Consider the following 17,651-nt stretch of genomic DNA (forward strand, 5'->3'; position numbering starts at 1 on the left):
GTTGAACGCTCCGAGCAAGGGAAGGACTCTGCCGTGCCCGAGACCAGCGGTTCCACCGGACGTACTCCGGAAACGCATGTCATCGACTTCCGTGCAGCCGAGCAGCTGCTCAACTCACGGGACCCGCGGGGCGCGGTGAAACTTCTCGACGGAGTCATCGCCGTACACCCGGAGAACACCGCAGCCCGACTGCTTCGCGCGCGTGCCTTCTTCGCGGCGGCGCAACTGCGGCCCGCCGAGCTGGAGTTCACCATCGTGCTGGAGCGCGAGCCGGACAACGCGTTCGCGCACTTCGCGCTGGCCCGCACCTACGAACGCCAGGGCCGCTCCGACCAGGCCAAACGCCACTTCCGGCTGGCGGCCGCGCTCGACCCCAATCCGGAGTACCTGAAGGCGGCCCGCTTCGACGACTGACCAGTGGCCGCGTCGAACGGCGGCGCTGTGCCGGGGCGGTCACGGATGCCGGTGCCTGGGCAGGTGCGGGTACGGCCGTCGGTTCCGCGGCGGCCGGTACGGCGGCGGCACGTCGTCCGGCGGCGGATACGGCGGTACGTCACGGCCCGGCTGGTAGTGCGGGCCCTGCCGCATGTGCCGCAGGATCATGGTCATGTCGACGGTGACGACCAGCCACAGCACTCCGCAGGCCGCCGCCCAGCCGGGGCGCCCGGCCAGCACGAACGCGGCCGTGCCGAAGATCGACCAGACCAGCCCCCACATGCTCAGCCAGAACCGCGCCCGCAGCGCACTGCGCGCGGTCGACGGTTCACTGCCCGTACGCATGGGACACCACCACTCCTCCCTGCAACGTACTCTTCGGGGACGATGTCCACCAACGGCGCGTACCCGGCCCTCACGCGCAGGCGGCACGTCAACCGCCGAAGGGGGATCCCGTGCTGCCGAACGCCGACGACCTGCCCGAACTGCTCCTCGACCTCGCCGTGCCGCACGAGGACATCAACGACCTGGTGGCCCGGCGGCGCAGGATCACCGCTGACCCGGGCCTGCTGCGGCTGGTTGAGGAGTGCGTCGAGGCGCTGTTCCACGGTCCGGAGGGGACCGGCCACCCGCCCGACCTCGCGGAATTCTTTGACGCGGCGCCGGAGGAGCTGAGCCGCACCTTCCCCGTGTACGTCTTCGTCGCCGCGGTCCCGCGCACCCTCGCCCGGCACCGGGACCGCGGCATCCCGCCCGAGATCTCCCGGCGTACCCTGGCCGACCTGGGCCGACAGCTGGCGGCGCACCGCCGACGGTACGGAACGACCGGCGTGCAGGCGGGAGGCTGGCTGGTCCGGCACTTCCGCGGCGAGCTGTTCCAGCTGGGCCGACTGCAGTTCGAGCGGGCGCGACTCGGGCAGCGCTCGGCACGGGGGATCGCGGCGGCCGGATCGGCCGTGGTGCCCGGTACGCCCTGTCTGAACCTGCACATCCCGGACTTCCACGGTCCGCTGACCCCGGCCGCCTGCGACCGTTCGCTCGCGTGGGCCCGTGAGTTCTTCGCCCGGCACTTCCCCGAGGAGCGGCCGGTGGCGGCGCTGTGCCACTCCTGGCTGCTGGACCGGCAGTTGAGGCGCTATCTGCCGGCTGACTCCCACATCATCCGGTTCCAGGACCGCTTCCGCACCGCCCGCGAGGACACCGAACCGGCCGACACCGATCCCGTCCAGTTCGTCTTCGGAGACCCCGGACTGCCGGTGGCGGAGCTGCCGCGGCGCACGTCCGTGGAGCGTGCGGTGGGAGACCATCTGCGGGCGGGCGGCCACTGGTACATCGGGCACGGATGGTTCCCGTTCCCCGGCTGAACAGTGCGGGGTGGGCGCGGATCACTCGAACGGGTGAACTGGCGCGAGAGGGGAACGGGCGTGCGGGGACCGGCCGTTGTTCGGGCATGACGGTCGAAATGCGCGAGGGACACGAGGGCACGGGACCCGGAGCCATCACCCCGGACGGCTGCGCGGTCGAGCTGTACGAGCGGCTGCCGGCGGGCGACGCGCCGGACATCATCGCCGCGGCGGTGCCGGCGGGGGCACACATCCTGGAACTGGGCAGCGGAGTGGGCCGGATGACCCACCCCCTGCTCGCACGGGGCTTCACGATCACGGCGGTGGACGAGTCCGCCGACATGCTGGCCCGCGTCCGCGGGGCACGCACGGTATGCGGTCCGATCGAGGAACTGGACCTGGGCGGCGAGAAGTTCGACGTGGTGATGCTGGCGTCGTTCCTCGTGCATGCCGGTGACGAGGAGGTGCGCCGAGGCCTGCTGCGCGCCTGCGCCCGGCATGTGGCGGAGGGAGGCTGGGTGCTCATCCAGCGGGAGGGCGAGGACTACCACACGAACGTGCCGAGGGAGCGGGCCGACCCGAGCGGCTTCACGATACGGATCGCCTCGGTGGAGCCCGCCGGAGACGGGGTGAACTCGGTCCGGGCCGAGTACACGTTCCCGGACGCGGTCTGGACCCAGACCTTCCTGGCCCGGCCCCTGACGAAGGAACAGTTCGAATCGGCACTGGCGGAGGCGGGGCTGAAGGTGGACACCTACCTGACACCGGACCGGACGTGGGTGCGGGCTGTGCCGAGGGGGTAGCGGGCGTCCCGGCGCTGCCGGGGACGGGAGCGGAGGGCGATGAGTTCCCGGGACTCGCCGGGTCCACAGGGTCGCGCTGTGTGCGGTCCAGGAGTTGCTCGCCCTGCTGACACCGCTCCTCCGGTCCGTGGCGGCGATCGCCCTCAGCGCGCTGAGGGCGATCGCCTTCATCGTCCAGCTCACCGCCTTCCACGGCCAGAACGCGACGACCCCTCGCTGATCCTGATGATGCCGCTCATCATGATCGTCTGGGGGCGCTGAGGTCCCACCGCGAACTGCTGGAGCTGGTTCGGCGGGGGTGAGCAGGGAGGAGGACGGAGAGGAGAGCCAGAACGAAAGGAGAGCCAGAAGGAGTGACGGGCGGTGGATCACCGATCCCGAGAGCGCCCACCCGATCCGCCACGCCCATCGGCCTGATCACGCCCACCGGATCCGTCACGCCCACCAGACCCACCGGCCTGATCCCGCGCACCGGTCCCACCGGGCCTGCCCGATCCACCAGCCCCGTCCGATCCGCCACGTCGGCCCGCACGGCCCCCAGTCCCACCGGCGCCCGCACGGCCACCAGCTTCCCCGGACCTGCCCCGCCCGGCCGCACCACCGGAGCCACCGCGACCACCACGTCCAGCGTGCTCACCGGCGCCACCAGGTCCGGCGAATCCTTCAGGCCGCGTGGAGCCTCCCGGGCCGCCGATGCCTCTTGGTCCCGCGAAGCCGCTCGGGGCGCCGGGGAGGGCATTGAGGCCGCGGAGTCGTTCCATCTCGCGGCGGTCCCGCTTGGTGGGTCGGCCGGTGCCACGGTCGCGGAGGCCGGCCGGGGCCATGGCCTCGCGGGGCGGGGGCGGCGGGGAGTTGTCGATGTAGCACTGGACGGCCACGGGAGCGCCGACCCGCTTGCGGATCAGGCGCTTGACGATCACCACCCGTTCCCGGCCCTCGTGCCGCAGACGCACCTCGTCGCCGACGCGCAGGGAGTAGGCGGGCTTCACCCGCTCGCCGTTCACGTGCACGTGGCCGCCCCGGCAGGCGGTGGCGCAGAGGGAACGCGTCTTGATCAGGCGTACGGCCCAGATCCAGCTGTCGATCCGGACCGTTTCGCCGGTCGTCGGCCCCGCGGCCTCGGCGGCGGCCACCGCGGCGAGGATCGCGGGATCGAGGGGACGGGCGGCCGGCGTTCCGGAGTCTGGGACGTCCTGGGCGGGGATCGTTCCGTCCGGTCCGCCGGTCTCACGGTTCACGTCGTCGTCCGCATCCTCGGAAGCCATGTCCCGACCTTAACTCCCGGGGCGGACGGAGCCGGTCGTGTTTTTCCGGGGCGCGCTCCAGAGGGCAAGGAGGCGGCGACCGCGAGCAGTGCGACGACCGCGAGGGGGCTGCCCTCGCTGTCTCGCCGACCGCACCCCCCTGGCTCACCCCGGATGCGTCGTACCGGCGTACCCCAGAGGCTGTTGTCGTCGAGTGGACCCGAGTGCAGGAGGCGGCGTGGACACGGCGGGCAGGGTGGATGCGTTGATGGAGGGGCTGCGCGCCGATCTGGTGCGGCTGGCCGAGATTCCCTCCGTGGCCTGTCCCGGGTTTCCGGAGGAGCCGGTGCACGCGGCACACGATCTGCTCGTGGAGCTGCTGCGCGGCGTCGGCGTGGAGCACATCGAGCGGATCGACCTGCCCGGCACCGCGCCGGTGATCTTCGCGGAGATCCCGCCGCCGGATCCGGCCGCGCCGACCGTCCTGCTGTACTCCCACTACGACGTCCAGCCGGCCGGTGACGAGAAGCTGTGGCTGTCGCCGCCGTTCGAGCCCACGCCGATCGAGGGCGGGCTGCGCGCCCGGGGCATCGCGGACGACAAGGCGAACGTCATCGCGCACCTCGGCATGCTGCGGGCGTACGAGGGGCGGCCACCGGTCGGGGTGAAGATCGTCTTCGAGGGGCAGGAGGAGTACGGCAGCCCCTTCGACGCGTACCCGCCGACCGACCCGGAGCGGTTCGCGTGCGACGCGATGGTGATCGCCGACCTGGGAAACCTGCGGCCCGGCACCCCGACCCTGACCACCGGGCTGCGTGGGGCCGCCGACGTGATCGTGGAGGCCCGCACCCTGACCGAGCCCCGGCACAGCGGTGAGTTCGGCGGGGCCGCACCCGATGCCCTGCTTGTCCTGCTCAAGGCGCTGGCGACGCTGCACGACGTGCACGGCGACGTCGCGGTGGAGGGGCTGTGGCGGGAGGCGTGGTCGGGGGCCGGGTACACCGAGGACGAGTTCCGCGAGCTGGCCGGGGTGGGCGAGGAGTTGCCGCTCATGGGCAGCGGGACGCTGGGGGAGCGGCTGTGGAGCGGCCCGGCGATCACGGTCGTCGGGCTCGATGCCCCGAGCGTCGACCACGCCACCTCCGCCGTCGTCCCGTACGCCCGGGCCAAGCTGAACCTGCGCTTCCATCCCCGGCAGGATCCGCGCGAGGCGCTGTCGGCGCTGGTCGAGCATCTGCGGGTGCTCAGACCGTACGGCGTGCCGCTCACCGTCACGCCCGGCGACACCGGCCCCGGATTCGAGGCCGTCACCGGTGGTCCGGCCTACCGGGCGGCGCTCGACGCGCTGGCGTGTGCGTGGGGCACCCAGCCGGCGTACATCGCCACCGGGGGCTCGATCCCGCTGGTCAACGGGCTCGCCAGGGCCGCGCCGGACGCGGAGGTGCTGCTCTTCGGCGCCCAGGACAACCTGTGCAATCTGCATGCCCCGAACGAGCGCGTGCTGCTGTCGGAGCTGCGCAACACGGTCGTGGCGATGTGCGCGTTCGTGGAGAACTACGCGAGCCGCGCGGCCGAGGACCGGGCCAAAACGAACGGGTGACGGCGCCGGCGGCGGTGACCGTGACGGCGGCGGTGTCGGCGTGGGCGTCGACGCCGGTGGCGACGGACGTCGGGGAGTCGTCGGGGCATACGGTGGCGGTATGGACGACAGTGCTGCCCTCGCCCGGCTCGACCGGCGCGTCGCGGACTGCCGGGCCTGCCCCCGGCTGGTGGAGTGGCGCGAGGAGGTGGCCCGGACGAAGCGGGCCGCGTTCGCCGACTGGACGTACTGGGGGCGACCGGTGCCCGGCTTCGGCCCGGCCGACGCCCGGCTGGTGATCATCGGGCTCGCCCCCGCCGCGCACGGCGGCAACCGCACCGGCCGCATGTTCACCGGCGACCGCTCCGGGGACGTGCTCTACGGGGCGCTGTACGACGTGGGGCTCGCCTCGCAGCCCACCTCGGTCAGCGCCGACGACGGACTGGAGCTGTACGGCGTCCGCGTCACCGCGCCCGTGCACTGCGCCCCGCCCGCCAACAGGCCGACCCCCGGCGAACGTGACACCTGTCGCCCCTGGCTGGTCCAGGAGCTGAAGCTGCTGCGCCCGACGCTCAGGGCCGCCGTCGTCCTCGGTGCCTTCGGCTGGCAAGCCGCGCTGCCCGCGTTCGCCGAAGCGGGCTGGGCCGTACCCCGGCCGCGCCCGGCCTTCGCCCACGGTACCCGGGTCGCGCTCGACGGCCTCGACCTGTTCGGCTGCTTCCACGTCAGCCAGCGCAACACCTTCACCGGCAGGCTCACCCCCGAGATGCTGCGCGAGGTGCTGCGCACGGCGGCGCGGGCGGCAGGACTGCCGTGACGCATCCCGGCCGGCTCGGCCGGCTCGTCACGCCAGCCGGCTTCGTCATCTCCCCTGCCTCGATCACCTCCGCCGCCCCGGTCACCTCCGTCGCCCCGGTCACCTCCGTCAGACGGCGTCGTCCCCGAACAGGTGCCGGACCGTCGAGCGGTAGTTGGCGCGGACGTGCGCCAGCGCGTGGGTGCGGGCGCGGTCCGGGTCGCCGGAGGCGATGGCGTCGTACAACTCACGGTGTTCGCTGAGCAGTTGGGGCCATTCCTCGTTCTGTCGGGTGAGCCAGCGCAGGCGGCCGTCGACCGGTTCCATGACCGAGATCAGCAGGCTGTTGCCGGCCAGGGCGCGGATGCGGTCGTGGAAGCGGGTGTTGATGTCCGTGATCGCCTCGGCGTCTCCCTCCTTCGTCGCCCGCGCCGCCCGCTCCAGCAGTGCGCGCAGCTCCGCCAGGGCCTGCGGCGTCACCCGGCTCGCCGCCAGCCCCGCCGCGTACACCTCCAACGCCTCGCGCAGCTCGAAGAGTTCCCTGACGTCGGTCGGGGTCAGCCGTCGTACCACCGTGCGCCGGGCCGACTCGAAGAGCACGAAACCCTCGGCGACCAGTGCACGGATCGCCTCGCGCACCGGTACCCGCGAGACGCCGAACCGCTCGGCCAGCTCCCGTTCGACGAGCCGGTCACCGGGTGCCAGGCGGCCGCCGATGATGTCCTCCCGCAGGCTCGCCAGGACGCGTTCGCGCACCGCGCCGAGGGGTTCGGTCTTCGTCGTCGCAGAGGCCGTCGTGGGGGTCATGGGCCCATCTTCGCCGACCCGTCGGTGCTTTTACGGGGCTGTAACGGCAACGACATCGGTCCGAACGGTTGACGGCGGGACCATGAGGGAGTTTGGTATACCAAACGGTCGCCGCCCTCCGTCTCCCCCCTGCCCCTGGAGGCCCCGTGTCCCTCGCCGACCGCGCCGAAGCCACCGGCGTCACCGCGTTCGTCCCCGACCCACGCCTCGTCAACGAGGACCTCGCCCCCGCGAAGCAGCGGAACTGGAAGGTCTTCGACCTGTTCGCCATGTGGATGTCCGACGTCCACAACCTCGGCAACTACACCTTCGCCGCCGGCCTGCTGGTCCTCGGCATGAACGTCTGGCAGGTCTTCACGGCCCTGCTCGCCGGCTTCGTGCTCATCTACGTCGGCATGAACCGCATGGGGAAGATCGGCCAGCGCCACGGAGTGCCGTTCCCCGTGGTCAGCCGCATCAGCTTCGGTATCTGGGGCGCCAACATCCCGGCGCTGATCAGAGCCGTGATCGCCATCATGTGGTACGGCATCCAGACCTATCTGGCCTCCGTCGCCGTCAACGTGATGCTGCTCGCCGCCTGGCCGGGCCTGGCCTCCCTCACCCATCACTCCTTCCTCGGCCTGGACGGGCTCGGCTGGATCTCCTTCGTCTCGCTCTGGCTGCTCCAGTGGGTGATCATCAGCCAGGGCATGGAGGCGGTGCGCAAGTTCCAGGACTTCTGCGGCCCGGTGATCTGGCTGGTGATGATCGCGCTCGCGGTCTGGGTCCTGGCCAAGGCCGGCTGGAGCATCTCGCTCACCTCCACCCCGCACCCGGTGTCCACCGGCGAGCAGTGGCGGCAGTGGTTCGGCGCGATCGGCCTGATCCTCGCCACCTACGGCACGCTGATGCTCAACTTCTGCGACTTCTCCCGCTTCGCGCCCGACCACCGGACCGTCCGGCGCGGCAACTTCTGGGGCCTGCCCGTCAACTCCACCGCCTTCGTCGTCGTCTCGGTGATCGTCACGGCCGGTTCGCTGAAGGCGTTCGGGCAGGCCATCACCGACCCGGCGGAACTGGTCGCCAGGGTGGGCAACACCTGGGTGCTGGTCGTGGCCGCGCTCGCCTTCGCGGTGGCGACCATGGGCGTCAACATCGTCGCCAACTTCGTCTCCCCGGCGTACGACCTCGCCAACGTCTGGCCGCAGAAGATCACCTTCAAGGTCGGCGGCATGATCAGCACGGTGGCCGCGCTGGTCGTCACCCCCTGGAACCTCTTCTCCAACCCGACCGTCGTCAACTACTTCCTCGGCGGCCTCGGCGCCTTCCTGGGCCCGCTGTTCGGCGTGATCATGATCGACTACTACTGGGTCAAGCGCGAGAAGATCGACGTCCAGGCGCTGTTCGACGCCCGGCCGGACAGCCCGTACCACTACCGCAAGGGCGTCAACCCCCGGGCGCTGTGGGCGTTCCTGCCCTCCGCGGCGGTAGCGGCCGTGCTGGCGCTGGTGAAGAGCTTCAGCGACGTGGCGCCGTACTCCTGGTTCATCGGCACCGCGCTCGGCGCCGGTCTCTACGCGCTGCTCAACCGGCGTGACCGCCAGGCCCGTACGACGCAGGAGGTCTGACGAGCGTGCGGATCATCGTCACCAACTGCAACACCACGCAGGAGATGACCGAGGAGATCGTGCGAGGTGCCCGGGCCGCCGCCGGGCCGGGCACCGCCGTCACCGGTCTGACCCCCGCCTGGGGTCCCGCGTCCGCCGAGGGCTGGCTCGACAGCTACCTCTCGGCGGCGGCCGTCCTCGACACCCTGCGCACCTACGACGGTCCCGCGTACGACGCCGTCGTCCTGGCCGGCTTCGGCGAGCACGGCAGGGAGGGCGTGCGCGAACTCGTCGACGTCCCTGTCGTGGACATCACGGAGGCCGCCGCCCACCTGGCCTGTCTGCTCGGCCGCCGCTACGGCGTCGTCACCACCCTCGACCGCTCCCGCGGCCAGATCGAGGACAGCCTGGAGACCGCCGGTGTGGCCCGCAACTGCGCCGCCGTCGTCGGCACCGGCCTCGGCGTCCTCGATCTCGCCGAGGACCCCGGCCGCACCGAGTCCGCGTTCCTGTCCGCGGCCGAGCGGGCCCGGGACGCCGGCGCCGAGGTCCTGGTGCTGGGCTGCGCCGGGATGACGGGCCTGCGGCGGACGGTGGGCGAGAAGCTCGGGCTGCCGGTGGTCGACGGCGTGGCCGCGGCGGTCCGGCTCGCCGAGTCCCTGGTGGCCCTGGGCCTGACGACCAGCCGGGCGGGCAGCTACGGCAAGCCGCTGCCGAAGGAGCGGAGATGGGGGCGGCCGCCCCACTGATCGGTGAGGGTCATTCCTGGGGGCGCCAGACGTACCGCACATCCGGCTCCCGCTCCTCGTTCCCGCTGCCGTCGGTGAACTCGTCGGCCGTGAAGCCGTGCCGCTCGTAGAAACGGTGGGCGGGCTTGTTGACCTGGAAGGTCCACAGGGCCAGCCCGCCCGGGCTGCGCTCCTTGGCCAGCGCGACGAACCGGTCGCCGATTCCGCGCCCCCGCCAGTCCGGATGCAGGTACAGCTGGGACAGCAACTCCCCGTTCAGCACCATCAGTCCGACGATCCGGCCGCCGGCCGCCTCCGCCACCCAGGTCTCCCGCGCCGGTACGACGACGCTCGCGAAGTAGTCCCGGACCTCGTCGTCGGAGCGCGGCCGGACGACGGTGGGCAGCGCGGCGGCGAAGGAGCGCAGCCAGACGTCGGCGACGGCCCGGGCATCCACCGCGACGGCCCGCCGCAGTGCAACCTCCTCCGTCTCCTCCGTCACCGCTGCTTCCGCCCCTCCGGCACCGTGGCCGTGGCTGTGATCTCCACCAGCTGTCCGGGGTACCCGAGACAAGCGACCCCGACCAACGTGGACGAGTGCGGCCCTGCGCTCAGCCCCGAGGCCTCGACCACGTCCCACACCGCCGACAGCACGGCGGGCTCCGTGCTCACCACGTACACCTCGGTCACGACCACATGCGCCAAGTCGCTCCCCACGGCGCCGAGTTGTTCGCGCAGGTTCCCGATCACCCGCTCGGCCTGCCGTACGGGGTCGCCCGGGCCGACGATCTCCCCCTTCTCGTCGAGCGGCACGGAGCCGGCGAGGAAGGCGAGCCTGGTGCCCGCCTCCACCACCGAGGCGTGCGCATAGGTGGGCGGCGGGAAGAGACCGGGCGCGTTCGCTCGGCGGATCATGGCGGCTCCTGGGGCGGCGGACGGCAGCCTCCCGATCATCTGCGTCCGGCGGAGCCGACGCATCCCGTTTTCCCGGTCCGGGTGCGACGGGCGCTCGAAGCGTGTGCGTCGGACGGCTGACAGACTGAAAGACATGCCCTCCTGTCCCGATCCCGAGTTCCTCGACACCACCGCCGACCGTCTCGCCGCCCTCCCCACCGTCCGGGCGGTCGCCCTCGGCGGCTCCCGCGCACAGGGCGTCCATCGTCCCGACAGCGACTGGGACATGGCGGTCTACTACCGAGGCTCCTTCGACCCCGACGACCTGCGGGCCGTCGGCTGGGAGGGGGAGGTGTCCGAGGTCGGCGGCTGGGGCGGCGGCGTGTTCAACGGCGGGGCCTGGCTGCAGGTCGACGGGCGCCGGGTCGATGTGCACTACCGGGACCTCGACGTGGTCGAGCACGAGCTGGCCGAGGCAGCGGAGGGGCGGTTCCGGGTGGAGCCGCTGCTCTTCCATCTCGCAGGCATCCCCACCTACCTGCTCGTGGCGGAACTGGCCGTCAACCAGGTGCTGCGCGGTGAACTGCCGCGCCCGGCGGGCTATCCGGACAGGCTGCGCGCGACCGCCGCCGAGCGCTGGCACGGCACGGCCCGCGCCACCCTCGACTACGCCAGGACCAACCACGCCCCGCACGGCCGCCTCACCGAGACCGCCGGGGCCGTCGCCACGGCCGCCGCACAGGCCGCGCACGGCGTGCTCGCGGCACGCGGGGAGTGGGTGACCAACGAGAAGCGGTTGCTGGAACGGGCCGGACTGCGCGGGATCGACGCCGTGGTGGGCGCGTTGCGCGCCGAGCCCGCGGTTCTCGTCCGCGCAGTCGCCCGTGCCGGAGAGATCCTGACGGAAGCCCGGCAGTAACGGGAGCGCCCGGGTGGGGCGGTGACACGCCGGCCGGAACCGCGTCATCGTGGAAGCGGTGGAAGCGGTGGAAGCAGAGGGGCCGCCGGGCAACAGCGGAAGCCGGGGAGCAGTGAAAACTGTGGCGGTCATGGACGTCGTGGAAGCGGCGGAAGCCGTGGAAGCCGTGGAAGCCGTGGAAGTCGGGGCAGTCGTGGCAGTCGGGGCGTTGCGTTCATAAAGAAACCGGCCGTCCCGGGCACCTTTCACCTTCCCGAAACGTGATCGCCCCGCTCGCCCGGCGAACCCGGCCTACCGTGGAAGCACGGTCCGCCGGCCACCGTCGTCCGAAGGCACCTCACCCCGCCCCGCCCTCGGACGAACAGGAGTCCCGTGTCCCGGCCCGCCGCACCCCTCTGGCTCGCCCACGCCCTGCGCGCGCAGCGCGGCCCCGTGCCCTGGAGCGCGGTGACCCGGGGTGCGCTCGCTGCCGGGCCGCTGCTGCTCGCCGGGCTGTCGGCCGACCGGCTGCCCAGCGGTGTCCTCGCCGCCATCGCCGCGATGCTCGCCGGCATCAACGACCGCCCCGGCAGCCGACGCGCCTCCGTCGGGCGGCTCGGGGGGCCCGCGCTGGCCGGTGCGCTCGGGCTGATCGCGGGGACGTACGCCGGGCAGGGGCTGGCCGCCGTACCGCTCACCCTGGTGCTCACCCTGCTGGGACTGGTCGCCGGCGGCATCAGTGCCGTCGGGCCCGTCGCCTCCGCCGCCGGGACGCAACTGCTCGTCGGAGCCGCGCTCGGCGCCGGGATGCCCGCGGCCGCGAGCGGCTGGCAGCGGGCGCTCGCCTTCCTCGCCGGGGCCGGCTGGCTGATCCTGCTGCGGCTCGCGCTGCCCACGCCCGGTTCGCTCGCCGGTGACTTCCGGTTCGACGGGGAGCGGGAGGCGGTCGCCGGCGTGTACGGCGCCGTCGCCGATCTCCTCGACGTCGTCGGCGGTGACCTCGCCACCGCACGGCGGGCCGCGCTGACCGCCGCGCTCGACCATGCGCAGGACGCCCTCGCCGGCCCCCGACTGCGCCGGCACGCCGGCTCCGCCGCCGAGCGTCGGCTGCACGCCCAGTACGTGGCCGCGCTGCCCCTCGCCGAGGCCGCCACCGCCCTGTACTGGGCGGGGGAGCCGGTCTCCGCGCGGGCTGCGGAGGGTCCCCGCAGGCTCGCCGCCGCGGTCCGCGGCAACACCGGCACCGGCCCGCTGCCCGCCCCCAGCCGCTCCGTACCCGCCCTGCGCGCCCTGGACGACGCCCTGTTGCGCGCCGCCGAGGCCTTCGACCGGGCCGAGGGCCCGCACCAGTGGCCGCCCGCCCGGCGCCGCGGCCTCCGGGACAGCCTGCGCGCCGCGTTCGGCACCGGCGGGCGCGAGTACGGGCTGCGCGTCGCCCTCTGCTTCGGGGCCAGCGCCGCCATCGCCCAGGCGCTGCACCACACCCGCTGGTACGGCCACCACCAGCACTGGTACTGGCTGCCCGCCACCGCCGTCTTCCTCGTCAAGCCCGACCTCGGGCCACTCGCCTCCCGGGTGCTGTGCCGGGCCGCCGGGACCGTGCTGGGCGCCCTGGCGTTCGCCGGGTTCGCCGCGCTGCTGCCGCGCCCGGCGGGGCTGATCGCGCTGGTCGCGGTCTGCGGGGCGCTCGTCCCGGTCGCCACCCGGCACTTCGCCGCGCTGACCGCCGTCGTCACCGTCCTCGTCCTCGCCCTCGTCATGGTCGGCGGCGAAGCGCAGGCCTGCGCCGGCCGGATCGGCGAGACGCTGCTCGCCTGCGCGCTCGTGCTCGTCGTCGGGCATCTGCCGATGCCGGGGAAGCGGGGCGGCGGGGTGCGGGCCCGGCTCGCGACGGCCGGGAGCGCCGCGCACGCGTACCTCGTGCACGTCCTCGGCGAGTCCGGCGACCGCGCGGAGCGCTGGGCGCTGCGCCGGGAGGCCTACCGCACCCTCGCCGAGGCCCGCACCGCCATCGCGCTCGCCGCCGCCGAACTGCCTGCCCTGGCCCGGCACACCGCCGGTACCGAGGCCGTCGCGGACGTTCTGGAGCGACTTGTCGACACGACCACCGCCTGCGCCGTACACCTCGACGACACCGGTCGCCTCACCCCCCGGCACGTCCGGCAACTGCGGGACGCGCTGGGTGAGTTGGAACTCCAGGAGATCGAGATGCCGCTGCCCGCCGCCGCGTAGCCGTACGGTGGTGTACGGCGCCCTCGCCGGACCCCGGCTGCGCCATCGGCACACGTCGGCCGACACCTCGATGGCGTGGTCGTCGAAGACGCATGGAAATTCTTCGCGGACAGCGATGAGTTCCGCTCCCGGCATCGGTCACCACCCCGAACCGACCGTCGGACAGGAGGGCCCATGTCGCTTCCGGAGATCGTCTCGCGCGAGCAGTGGCGCGCGGCGCGCGAGGAGTTGCTGCGCAAGGAGGAGGCGGTCAGACGGGCGCGCGAGGCACTGGTCGCGCAGCGGCGGCGGCTGCCCATGGTCGAGGTCGACACGGAGTACGTCTTCGAGGGCGGCGACGGCAAGGCCACGCTCCTCGACCTCTTCGAGGGCCGGTCCCAGCTCATCGTGCACCACTTCATGTTCGCCCCGGAGTGGCGGACCGGCTGCCCGTGCTGCTCGGCCTTCCTGGACCAGCTCGGCCACCTCGCCCATCTGCGCGCCAGGAACACCGCGTTCGCGTCCGTCTCCCGCGCCCCGTTCACCCGCATCCTGCCGTTCAAGGCGCGGATGGGCTGGGCGGTGCCCTGGTACTCGTACGCGGCGTCCAACGGCGACTTCAACCGCGACTTCGAGGCCACCGTGGAGTCGGACCGCGGCCCGGTGGAGCGCGCGGGCATCAGCTGTTTCCTGCGCGACCACGACCGGGTCTTCCACACCTACTCGGTCTTCGACGACGGGCTGGACGGCGCCTGCACCATCGCCGGCCTGCTCGACCTCACCGCGCTGGGCCGCAGCCCCGCCGGCAGCGACCGGCTCCGGCTGCACGACGAGTACGACTACTGACATGAATCATGCAACTCGCTGACACAGCGTGTGCACTTGATGTCAAAAAGTGAACGCGTTCTTCTGATTCGCGCCGAACGGGTGTAGGTAATGTCTCAGTGCCTTCACCGGGCGAAGCGTTCGCCGCCTCCAGGGCGTTAACTCCTCCGAGAGCGACGCTTTCTGGAGGTGCGCGATGGTGAAGGGACGAACGGTGCTCGAGCGCTTTCCCGCCGGCGGTCCGCGGGGGTCCTGGCCCGCGGAGGAGTTCGCGCATGCGCGGCGTCAGGAAGGCATGCCCGCCGAGGTCGTCATGGACCTCGCGACGGACACGTTCCTGGTGATCGTGCGCGGCGGCGACAGCTCGGAGTGAGCGTCCGGAGGGGCGGCTGCCTCTGGCGGGCTGCCGACGCCGCGTGACCGCGGACGAGTGCGTCGCCTACCGCCTGCCGCGCACCGCCCACCCTCGATCGTCTCAACCGTCTACGCCGAGACCGCCCGCGACCAGTCCGGGGCCGTGCCGAGCACCCGGCACAGGGCCAGGTACAGCGGGATCGGCGGGGTGTACGGCACCGTGCCCTCGGGGCGGTGGATGAGCCGTGCGGGGCCGGTGACCAGGGCGCCGGGGGCGTACTGGGCCGGAGCCGGCCAGGGCAGGGCGTAGTCGGAGTCCGACGGAACGATCCACCACCACCGCGCACCGTCGGTGTAGACGCAGCCCAGCCGCGGCAGCCGCGGTACGACCAGCGGACCGAGGCGGTCCGGCACGGCCACGGCGTCACAGCCCAGCGGGGCCGTCATGCCCTCGGGCAGCAGCAGGCGACGGGGCGCCTCAGGGACGGGCCGTCGGCGTTGCAGCCGTACGAGGGTGTCGAGACCGAGCGCACGCTCGGAGCCGGAGCCGGAGCCGGAGCCGGAGCCGGAGCCGGAGCCGGAGCCGGAAGCCGGACCGTTGTGCTCCGCGCCCGTGACGTCGGGTCCGCCGCCGGTCACGGCCGCTCCCCGGCGCGGCGCTGTTCGGGGGCCCGGTGCAGCGGGTGGTGCCAAGGGCGGTCCGGGGACCGGTGCCGGTGCGGCTCCGGTATGCCGTGCCGGAGCTGCTCGGATGTCCCGTGACAGTGCTGCTCGGACGCCTGCTGCACCCGGTACTCGGCCGTCGCGGCCCGGTGTTGCCGCTCTGGTGCCCGGGACGGCGGCTGTTCCGAAGTTCCGTCGCTTCCACGGCCGAGCGTCTCCGCGCGCGTACGGTCGTCGTCGCGGCCGGGCTGCTCGGGGATCCTGCGCTTCCCGTGGACCTCGTCGGTGGCCCGCCCCGCGCCCTCGTGGCCGGCCCCGGCCGGGTCGTCCTCGCGCGTGTCGGCGGGCCGGTCCGGCTTGGGGCGGGCACCCCAGCCGAGGTCGTTGCACGGCTCGGCGGTGTCGTGGGCCCCGCCGCTCCGGCGCGGCAGGTCGGCCCAGACCAGCAGGCCGGAGCCGTGCTCCTGCGCACCCCAGGCCCGGCACAGCGCGTCGACGAGGAACAATCCCCTCCCGTGCTCATCGTCCGGGCGCTGGGCAGACGGGTGGGGTTCGCCGGGAGCGCAGCCCTCGTCGAGGACGGCCATGCGTACGACGTCCTCGTGATCGTGCAGCTCACACACGACATGGCTGCTCGCGGTGTGCACGATCGCGTTCGTGACCAGCTCGGAGATGACCAGGACCGCGCTGTCACAGGTGTCCGCGCAGACGGACCAGCCCGTCAGCCGGGCATGCGCCAGGCGTCTCGCCTGGGCGACGGAACCCGGATGTGCGGCCAGCTCGAAGCGGAACCGGCGCTCGGCGGCGCCCCACCGGGGGGCCGCTTCCGACGCGGCACCGAGACCGGAACGGTCTGCGGCGGCATCTGTTCCTAAGGGCGCGGACGGAATCACGCTTGCCACTATCTCCCCGCCGTGAACACTTGGCAAGTGTCACTCTGAAAATTGCAGAGTGCTGTATGACTCGGTCAGAGGCCGTGGCACACTGCTCGCAACAGCACGTCGAGCGGCGCCAATTGGGGTCATCGGAGATCCGCCCCGGTCTTCGAACGAGTCGTGGAGTGGGGCTTTCGGTGGATTCCGTGGAGGTGACAGCGTGAGCGAGCCGCGGTCCGCGCCGACGGTGGGCCAGGTGGTCCTCGGCCGGCGCCTGCTGGACCTGCGGGAACGCGCCGGGCTGAAGCGTGAGGAGGCCGCCCGCGTGCTGCGTGTCGCCCCCGCCACCGTCCGCCGTATGGAGACGGCCGAGGTCGCCCTCAAGATCCCGTACCTGCAACTGCTGCTCAAGGCGTACGGCGTAGCGGACGACGAGGCCGACGTGTTCGTCCAGCTCGCCGAGGAGGCCAACAAGCCCGGCTGGTGGCAGCGGTTCCACGACATCCTGCCGGGCTGGTTCTCGATGTACGTCAGCCTGGAGGGCGCGGCCGCCCTGATCCGCTCGTACGAGCCGCACTTCGTCCCCGGCCTGCTCCAGACCGAGGACTACGCGCGCGGTGTGCTGAAGTCCGGTGCCATCGGCCAGACCAGCCCGGACGACATCGAACGGCACGTCGCGCTGCGCATGCAACGCCAGAACCTGCTCAGCCGTTCCGACGCCCCGCGCTTCTGGGCGGTGATGGACGAGACCGCCGTGCGTCGGCAGGTCGGCGGCCCGGAGGTGATGCGCGCGCAGATCGACAAGTTGCTGGAGGCCACGAAGCTGCCCCATGTGACGCTCCAGGTGGCCCCGTTCGCCCACGGGCCGCACCCGGGGACGTACGGGCCCTTCGTGCTGTTCCGATTTGCCATGTCAGAACTTCCGGACATGGTCTACAGCGAGTACCTGACCGGCGCGGTCTACCTGGACGCGCGCACCGAGGTGGCGACCCACCTCGAGGTCATGGACCGCATGGCGGCACAGGCCGCTACGGCACAACGCACGAAGGAGATCCTCCAGGATCTCCGCAAGGAGCTGTGAATGGATCGCATCACGCCGCGCGGACACGTCTACAACGGCATGCCCGCGCGGGAGCTGGGCAGCGAGGGGTGGCACAAGCCCTGGAGCGGCGGCAACGGCGGTAACTGCCTGGAGGCGATGAAGCTGGCCGACGGCCGGATCGCCGTGCGCCAGTCCACCGACCCGGACGGGCCGGCGTTGATCTACACCACGGACGAGATGACCGCTTTCATCGAGGGCGCCAAGGCGGGGGAGGCCGACTTCCTGCTGTCCTGAGCCTGCCCGTGCTCCTTGTTGCTCAGCCGACTTCCTCACCCTGGCACTGACTTGACCTCGACCTCTTGAGCATCCATCCGGACACCGCTGGCCCCCTCCGGCCCGCCTGCCGTCCGAACCGCCCTACGGCAGCGACCCGATGACGACCCGCGCGACGGCCGACTCCGCCTAGGAGAACTCGGCGCCGTCCCATGGAAGCCGAAGCCGGGGCGGCCGTCGTCGATCTGCTCCGTCCGGCCGGCGCCCCCGTTATGTTTTTCGCGGTCCTGCAAGA

The 17,651-nt window shown here is 72.6% G+C and carries 19 protein-coding genes and 2 pseudogenes; 14 read left to right on the forward strand and 7 right to left on the reverse strand.

Features of this window, described 5'->3' with window-relative positions:
• The first annotated feature begins 33 nt into the window (after window positions 1-33).
• On the forward strand, window positions 34-414 hold the full coding sequence (locus BIV25_RS29565; protein ID WP_071375504.1) for a tetratricopeptide repeat protein: 381 nt from the start codon (window positions 34-36) through the stop codon (window positions 412-414).
• Between the two features lie 39 nt (window positions 415-453).
• Here BIV25_RS29565 and BIV25_RS29570 read toward each other — a convergent pair whose 3' ends face one another.
• Window positions 454-780 (reverse strand): DUF6343 family protein, encoded by a 327-nt coding sequence (locus BIV25_RS29570; protein ID WP_071375505.1) that lies wholly within the window; start codon window positions 778-780, stop codon window positions 454-456.
• Window positions 781-890: 110 nt separating this feature from the next.
• Here BIV25_RS29570 and BIV25_RS29575 point away from each other — a divergent pair, with 110 nt between their 5' ends.
• The 3 genes from BIV25_RS29575 (at window position 891) to BIV25_RS54610 (ending at window position 2,801) form a co-directional block, all read left to right on the forward strand.
• Complete coding sequence (locus BIV25_RS29575) at window positions 891-1,799, forward strand: acyltransferase domain-containing protein (RefSeq protein ID WP_071375506.1); 909 nt, start codon at window positions 891-893, stop codon at window positions 1,797-1,799.
• A 98-nt stretch (window positions 1,800-1,897) separates the two neighbouring features.
• Window positions 1,898-2,581 (forward strand): bifunctional 2-polyprenyl-6-hydroxyphenol methylase/3-demethylubiquinol 3-O-methyltransferase UbiG, encoded by a 684-nt coding sequence (locus BIV25_RS29580; RefSeq protein ID WP_071375507.1) that lies wholly within the window; start codon window positions 1,898-1,900, stop codon window positions 2,579-2,581.
• Window positions 2,582-2,675: 94 nt separating this feature from the next.
• Complete coding sequence (locus BIV25_RS54610; protein WP_371273077.1) at window positions 2,676-2,801, forward strand: hypothetical protein; 126 nt, start codon at window positions 2,676-2,678, stop codon at window positions 2,799-2,801.
• Window positions 2,802-3,063: 262 nt separating this feature from the next.
• Here the strand turns inward: BIV25_RS54610 and BIV25_RS49670 are convergent.
• A pseudogene (locus tag BIV25_RS49670) lies at window positions 3,064-3,846 on the reverse strand (RNA-binding S4 domain-containing protein); the annotation flags it as partial.
• A gap of 217 nt (window positions 3,847-4,063) precedes the next feature.
• Here BIV25_RS49670 and BIV25_RS29585 point away from each other — a divergent pair.
• The gene (locus tag BIV25_RS29585; RefSeq protein WP_371273078.1) at window positions 4,064-5,425 is read left to right on the forward strand and encodes a M20/M25/M40 family metallo-hydrolase; all 1,362 of its coding nucleotides are present in this window, start codon (window positions 4,064-4,066) and stop codon (window positions 5,423-5,425) included.
• A gap of 100 nt (window positions 5,426-5,525) precedes the next feature.
• Window positions 5,526-6,221 (forward strand): uracil-DNA glycosylase, encoded by a 696-nt coding sequence (locus BIV25_RS29590; protein ID WP_071375508.1) that lies wholly within the window; start codon window positions 5,526-5,528, stop codon window positions 6,219-6,221.
• A gap of 108 nt (window positions 6,222-6,329) precedes the next feature.
• Here BIV25_RS29590 and BIV25_RS29595 read toward each other — a convergent pair whose 3' ends face one another.
• Complete coding sequence (locus BIV25_RS29595) at window positions 6,330-7,007, reverse strand: GntR family transcriptional regulator (RefSeq protein WP_071375509.1); 678 nt, start codon at window positions 7,005-7,007, stop codon at window positions 6,330-6,332.
• 146 nt (window positions 7,008-7,153) lie between these two features.
• Here BIV25_RS29595 and BIV25_RS29600 point away from each other — a divergent pair, with 146 nt between their 5' ends.
• Complete coding sequence (locus BIV25_RS29600; RefSeq protein ID WP_071375510.1) at window positions 7,154-8,614, forward strand: NCS1 family nucleobase:cation symporter-1; 1,461 nt, start codon at window positions 7,154-7,156, stop codon at window positions 8,612-8,614.
• Between the two features lie 5 nt (window positions 8,615-8,619).
• A complete protein-coding gene (locus BIV25_RS29605) occupies window positions 8,620-9,342 on the forward strand; it encodes an aspartate/glutamate racemase family protein (protein ID WP_071375511.1) in 723 nt (240 codons plus the stop codon).
• 10 nt (window positions 9,343-9,352) lie between these two features.
• On the opposite strand, the gene BIV25_RS29610 is transcribed toward BIV25_RS29605, so the two are convergent.
• A complete protein-coding gene (locus BIV25_RS29610; protein WP_071375512.1) occupies window positions 9,353-9,823 on the reverse strand; it encodes a GNAT family N-acetyltransferase in 471 nt (156 codons plus the stop codon).
• Complete coding sequence (locus BIV25_RS29615; RefSeq protein ID WP_071375528.1) at window positions 9,820-10,236, reverse strand: RidA family protein; 417 nt, start codon at window positions 10,234-10,236, stop codon at window positions 9,820-9,822. The genes BIV25_RS29610 and BIV25_RS29615 overlap by 4 nt, the downstream gene beginning before the upstream one ends.
• A 133-nt stretch (window positions 10,237-10,369) precedes the next feature.
• Between BIV25_RS29615 and BIV25_RS29620 the strand changes: the two genes are divergently transcribed.
• The 4 genes from BIV25_RS29620 to BIV25_RS51450 all read left to right on the forward strand — a co-directional run bounded on the left by BIV25_RS29620 (window position 10,370) and on the right by BIV25_RS51450 (window position 14,522).
• Window positions 10,370-11,134, forward strand: a complete 765-nt coding sequence (locus tag BIV25_RS29620) for a nucleotidyltransferase domain-containing protein (protein WP_071375513.1) — start codon at window positions 10,370-10,372, stop codon at window positions 11,132-11,134.
• Between the two features lie 372 nt (window positions 11,135-11,506).
• A complete protein-coding gene (locus BIV25_RS29625; protein WP_177235460.1) occupies window positions 11,507-13,345 on the forward strand; it encodes an FUSC family protein in 1,839 nt (612 codons plus the stop codon).
• A gap of 174 nt (window positions 13,346-13,519) precedes the next feature.
• Window positions 13,520-14,170 carry a DUF899 domain-containing protein gene (locus tag BIV25_RS29630; RefSeq protein WP_071375514.1) on the forward strand — a complete coding sequence of 217 codons (651 nt, stop codon included), beginning with the start codon at window positions 13,520-13,522 and terminating at the stop codon, window positions 14,168-14,170.
• 175 nt (window positions 14,171-14,345) lie between these two features.
• Window positions 14,346-14,522: a hypothetical protein gene (locus tag BIV25_RS51450; protein WP_177235461.1), complete on the forward strand. Its 177-nt coding sequence runs from the start codon at window positions 14,346-14,348 to the stop codon at window positions 14,520-14,522.
• Window positions 14,523-14,632: 110 nt separating this feature from the next.
• On the opposite strand, the gene BIV25_RS29635 is transcribed toward BIV25_RS51450, so the two are convergent.
• A complete protein-coding gene (locus BIV25_RS29635; RefSeq protein WP_071375530.1) occupies window positions 14,633-15,007 on the reverse strand; it encodes a hypothetical protein in 375 nt (124 codons plus the stop codon).
• 502 nt (window positions 15,008-15,509) lie between these two features.
• Window positions 15,510-16,068 (reverse strand): annotated as a pseudogene (locus tag BIV25_RS53320) (ATP-binding protein); the annotation flags it as partial.
• Window positions 16,069-16,261: 193 nt separating this feature from the next.
• Between BIV25_RS53320 and BIV25_RS29645 the strand changes: the two are divergent.
• Both BIV25_RS29645 and BIV25_RS29650 read left to right on the forward strand, forming a co-directional pair.
• The gene (locus BIV25_RS29645) at window positions 16,262-17,122 is read left to right on the forward strand and encodes a helix-turn-helix transcriptional regulator (RefSeq protein WP_071375515.1); all 861 of its coding nucleotides are present in this window, start codon (window positions 16,262-16,264) and stop codon (window positions 17,120-17,122) included.
• On the forward strand, window positions 17,123-17,377 hold the full coding sequence (locus BIV25_RS29650; RefSeq protein WP_071375516.1) for a DUF397 domain-containing protein: 255 nt from the start codon (window positions 17,123-17,125) through the stop codon (window positions 17,375-17,377).
• Window positions 17,378-17,651 lie beyond the last annotated feature (274 nt).

The organism is Streptomyces sp. MUSC 14, assembly GCF_001866675.1.
GTDB lineage: Bacteria > Actinomycetota > Actinomycetes > Streptomycetales > Streptomycetaceae > Streptomyces.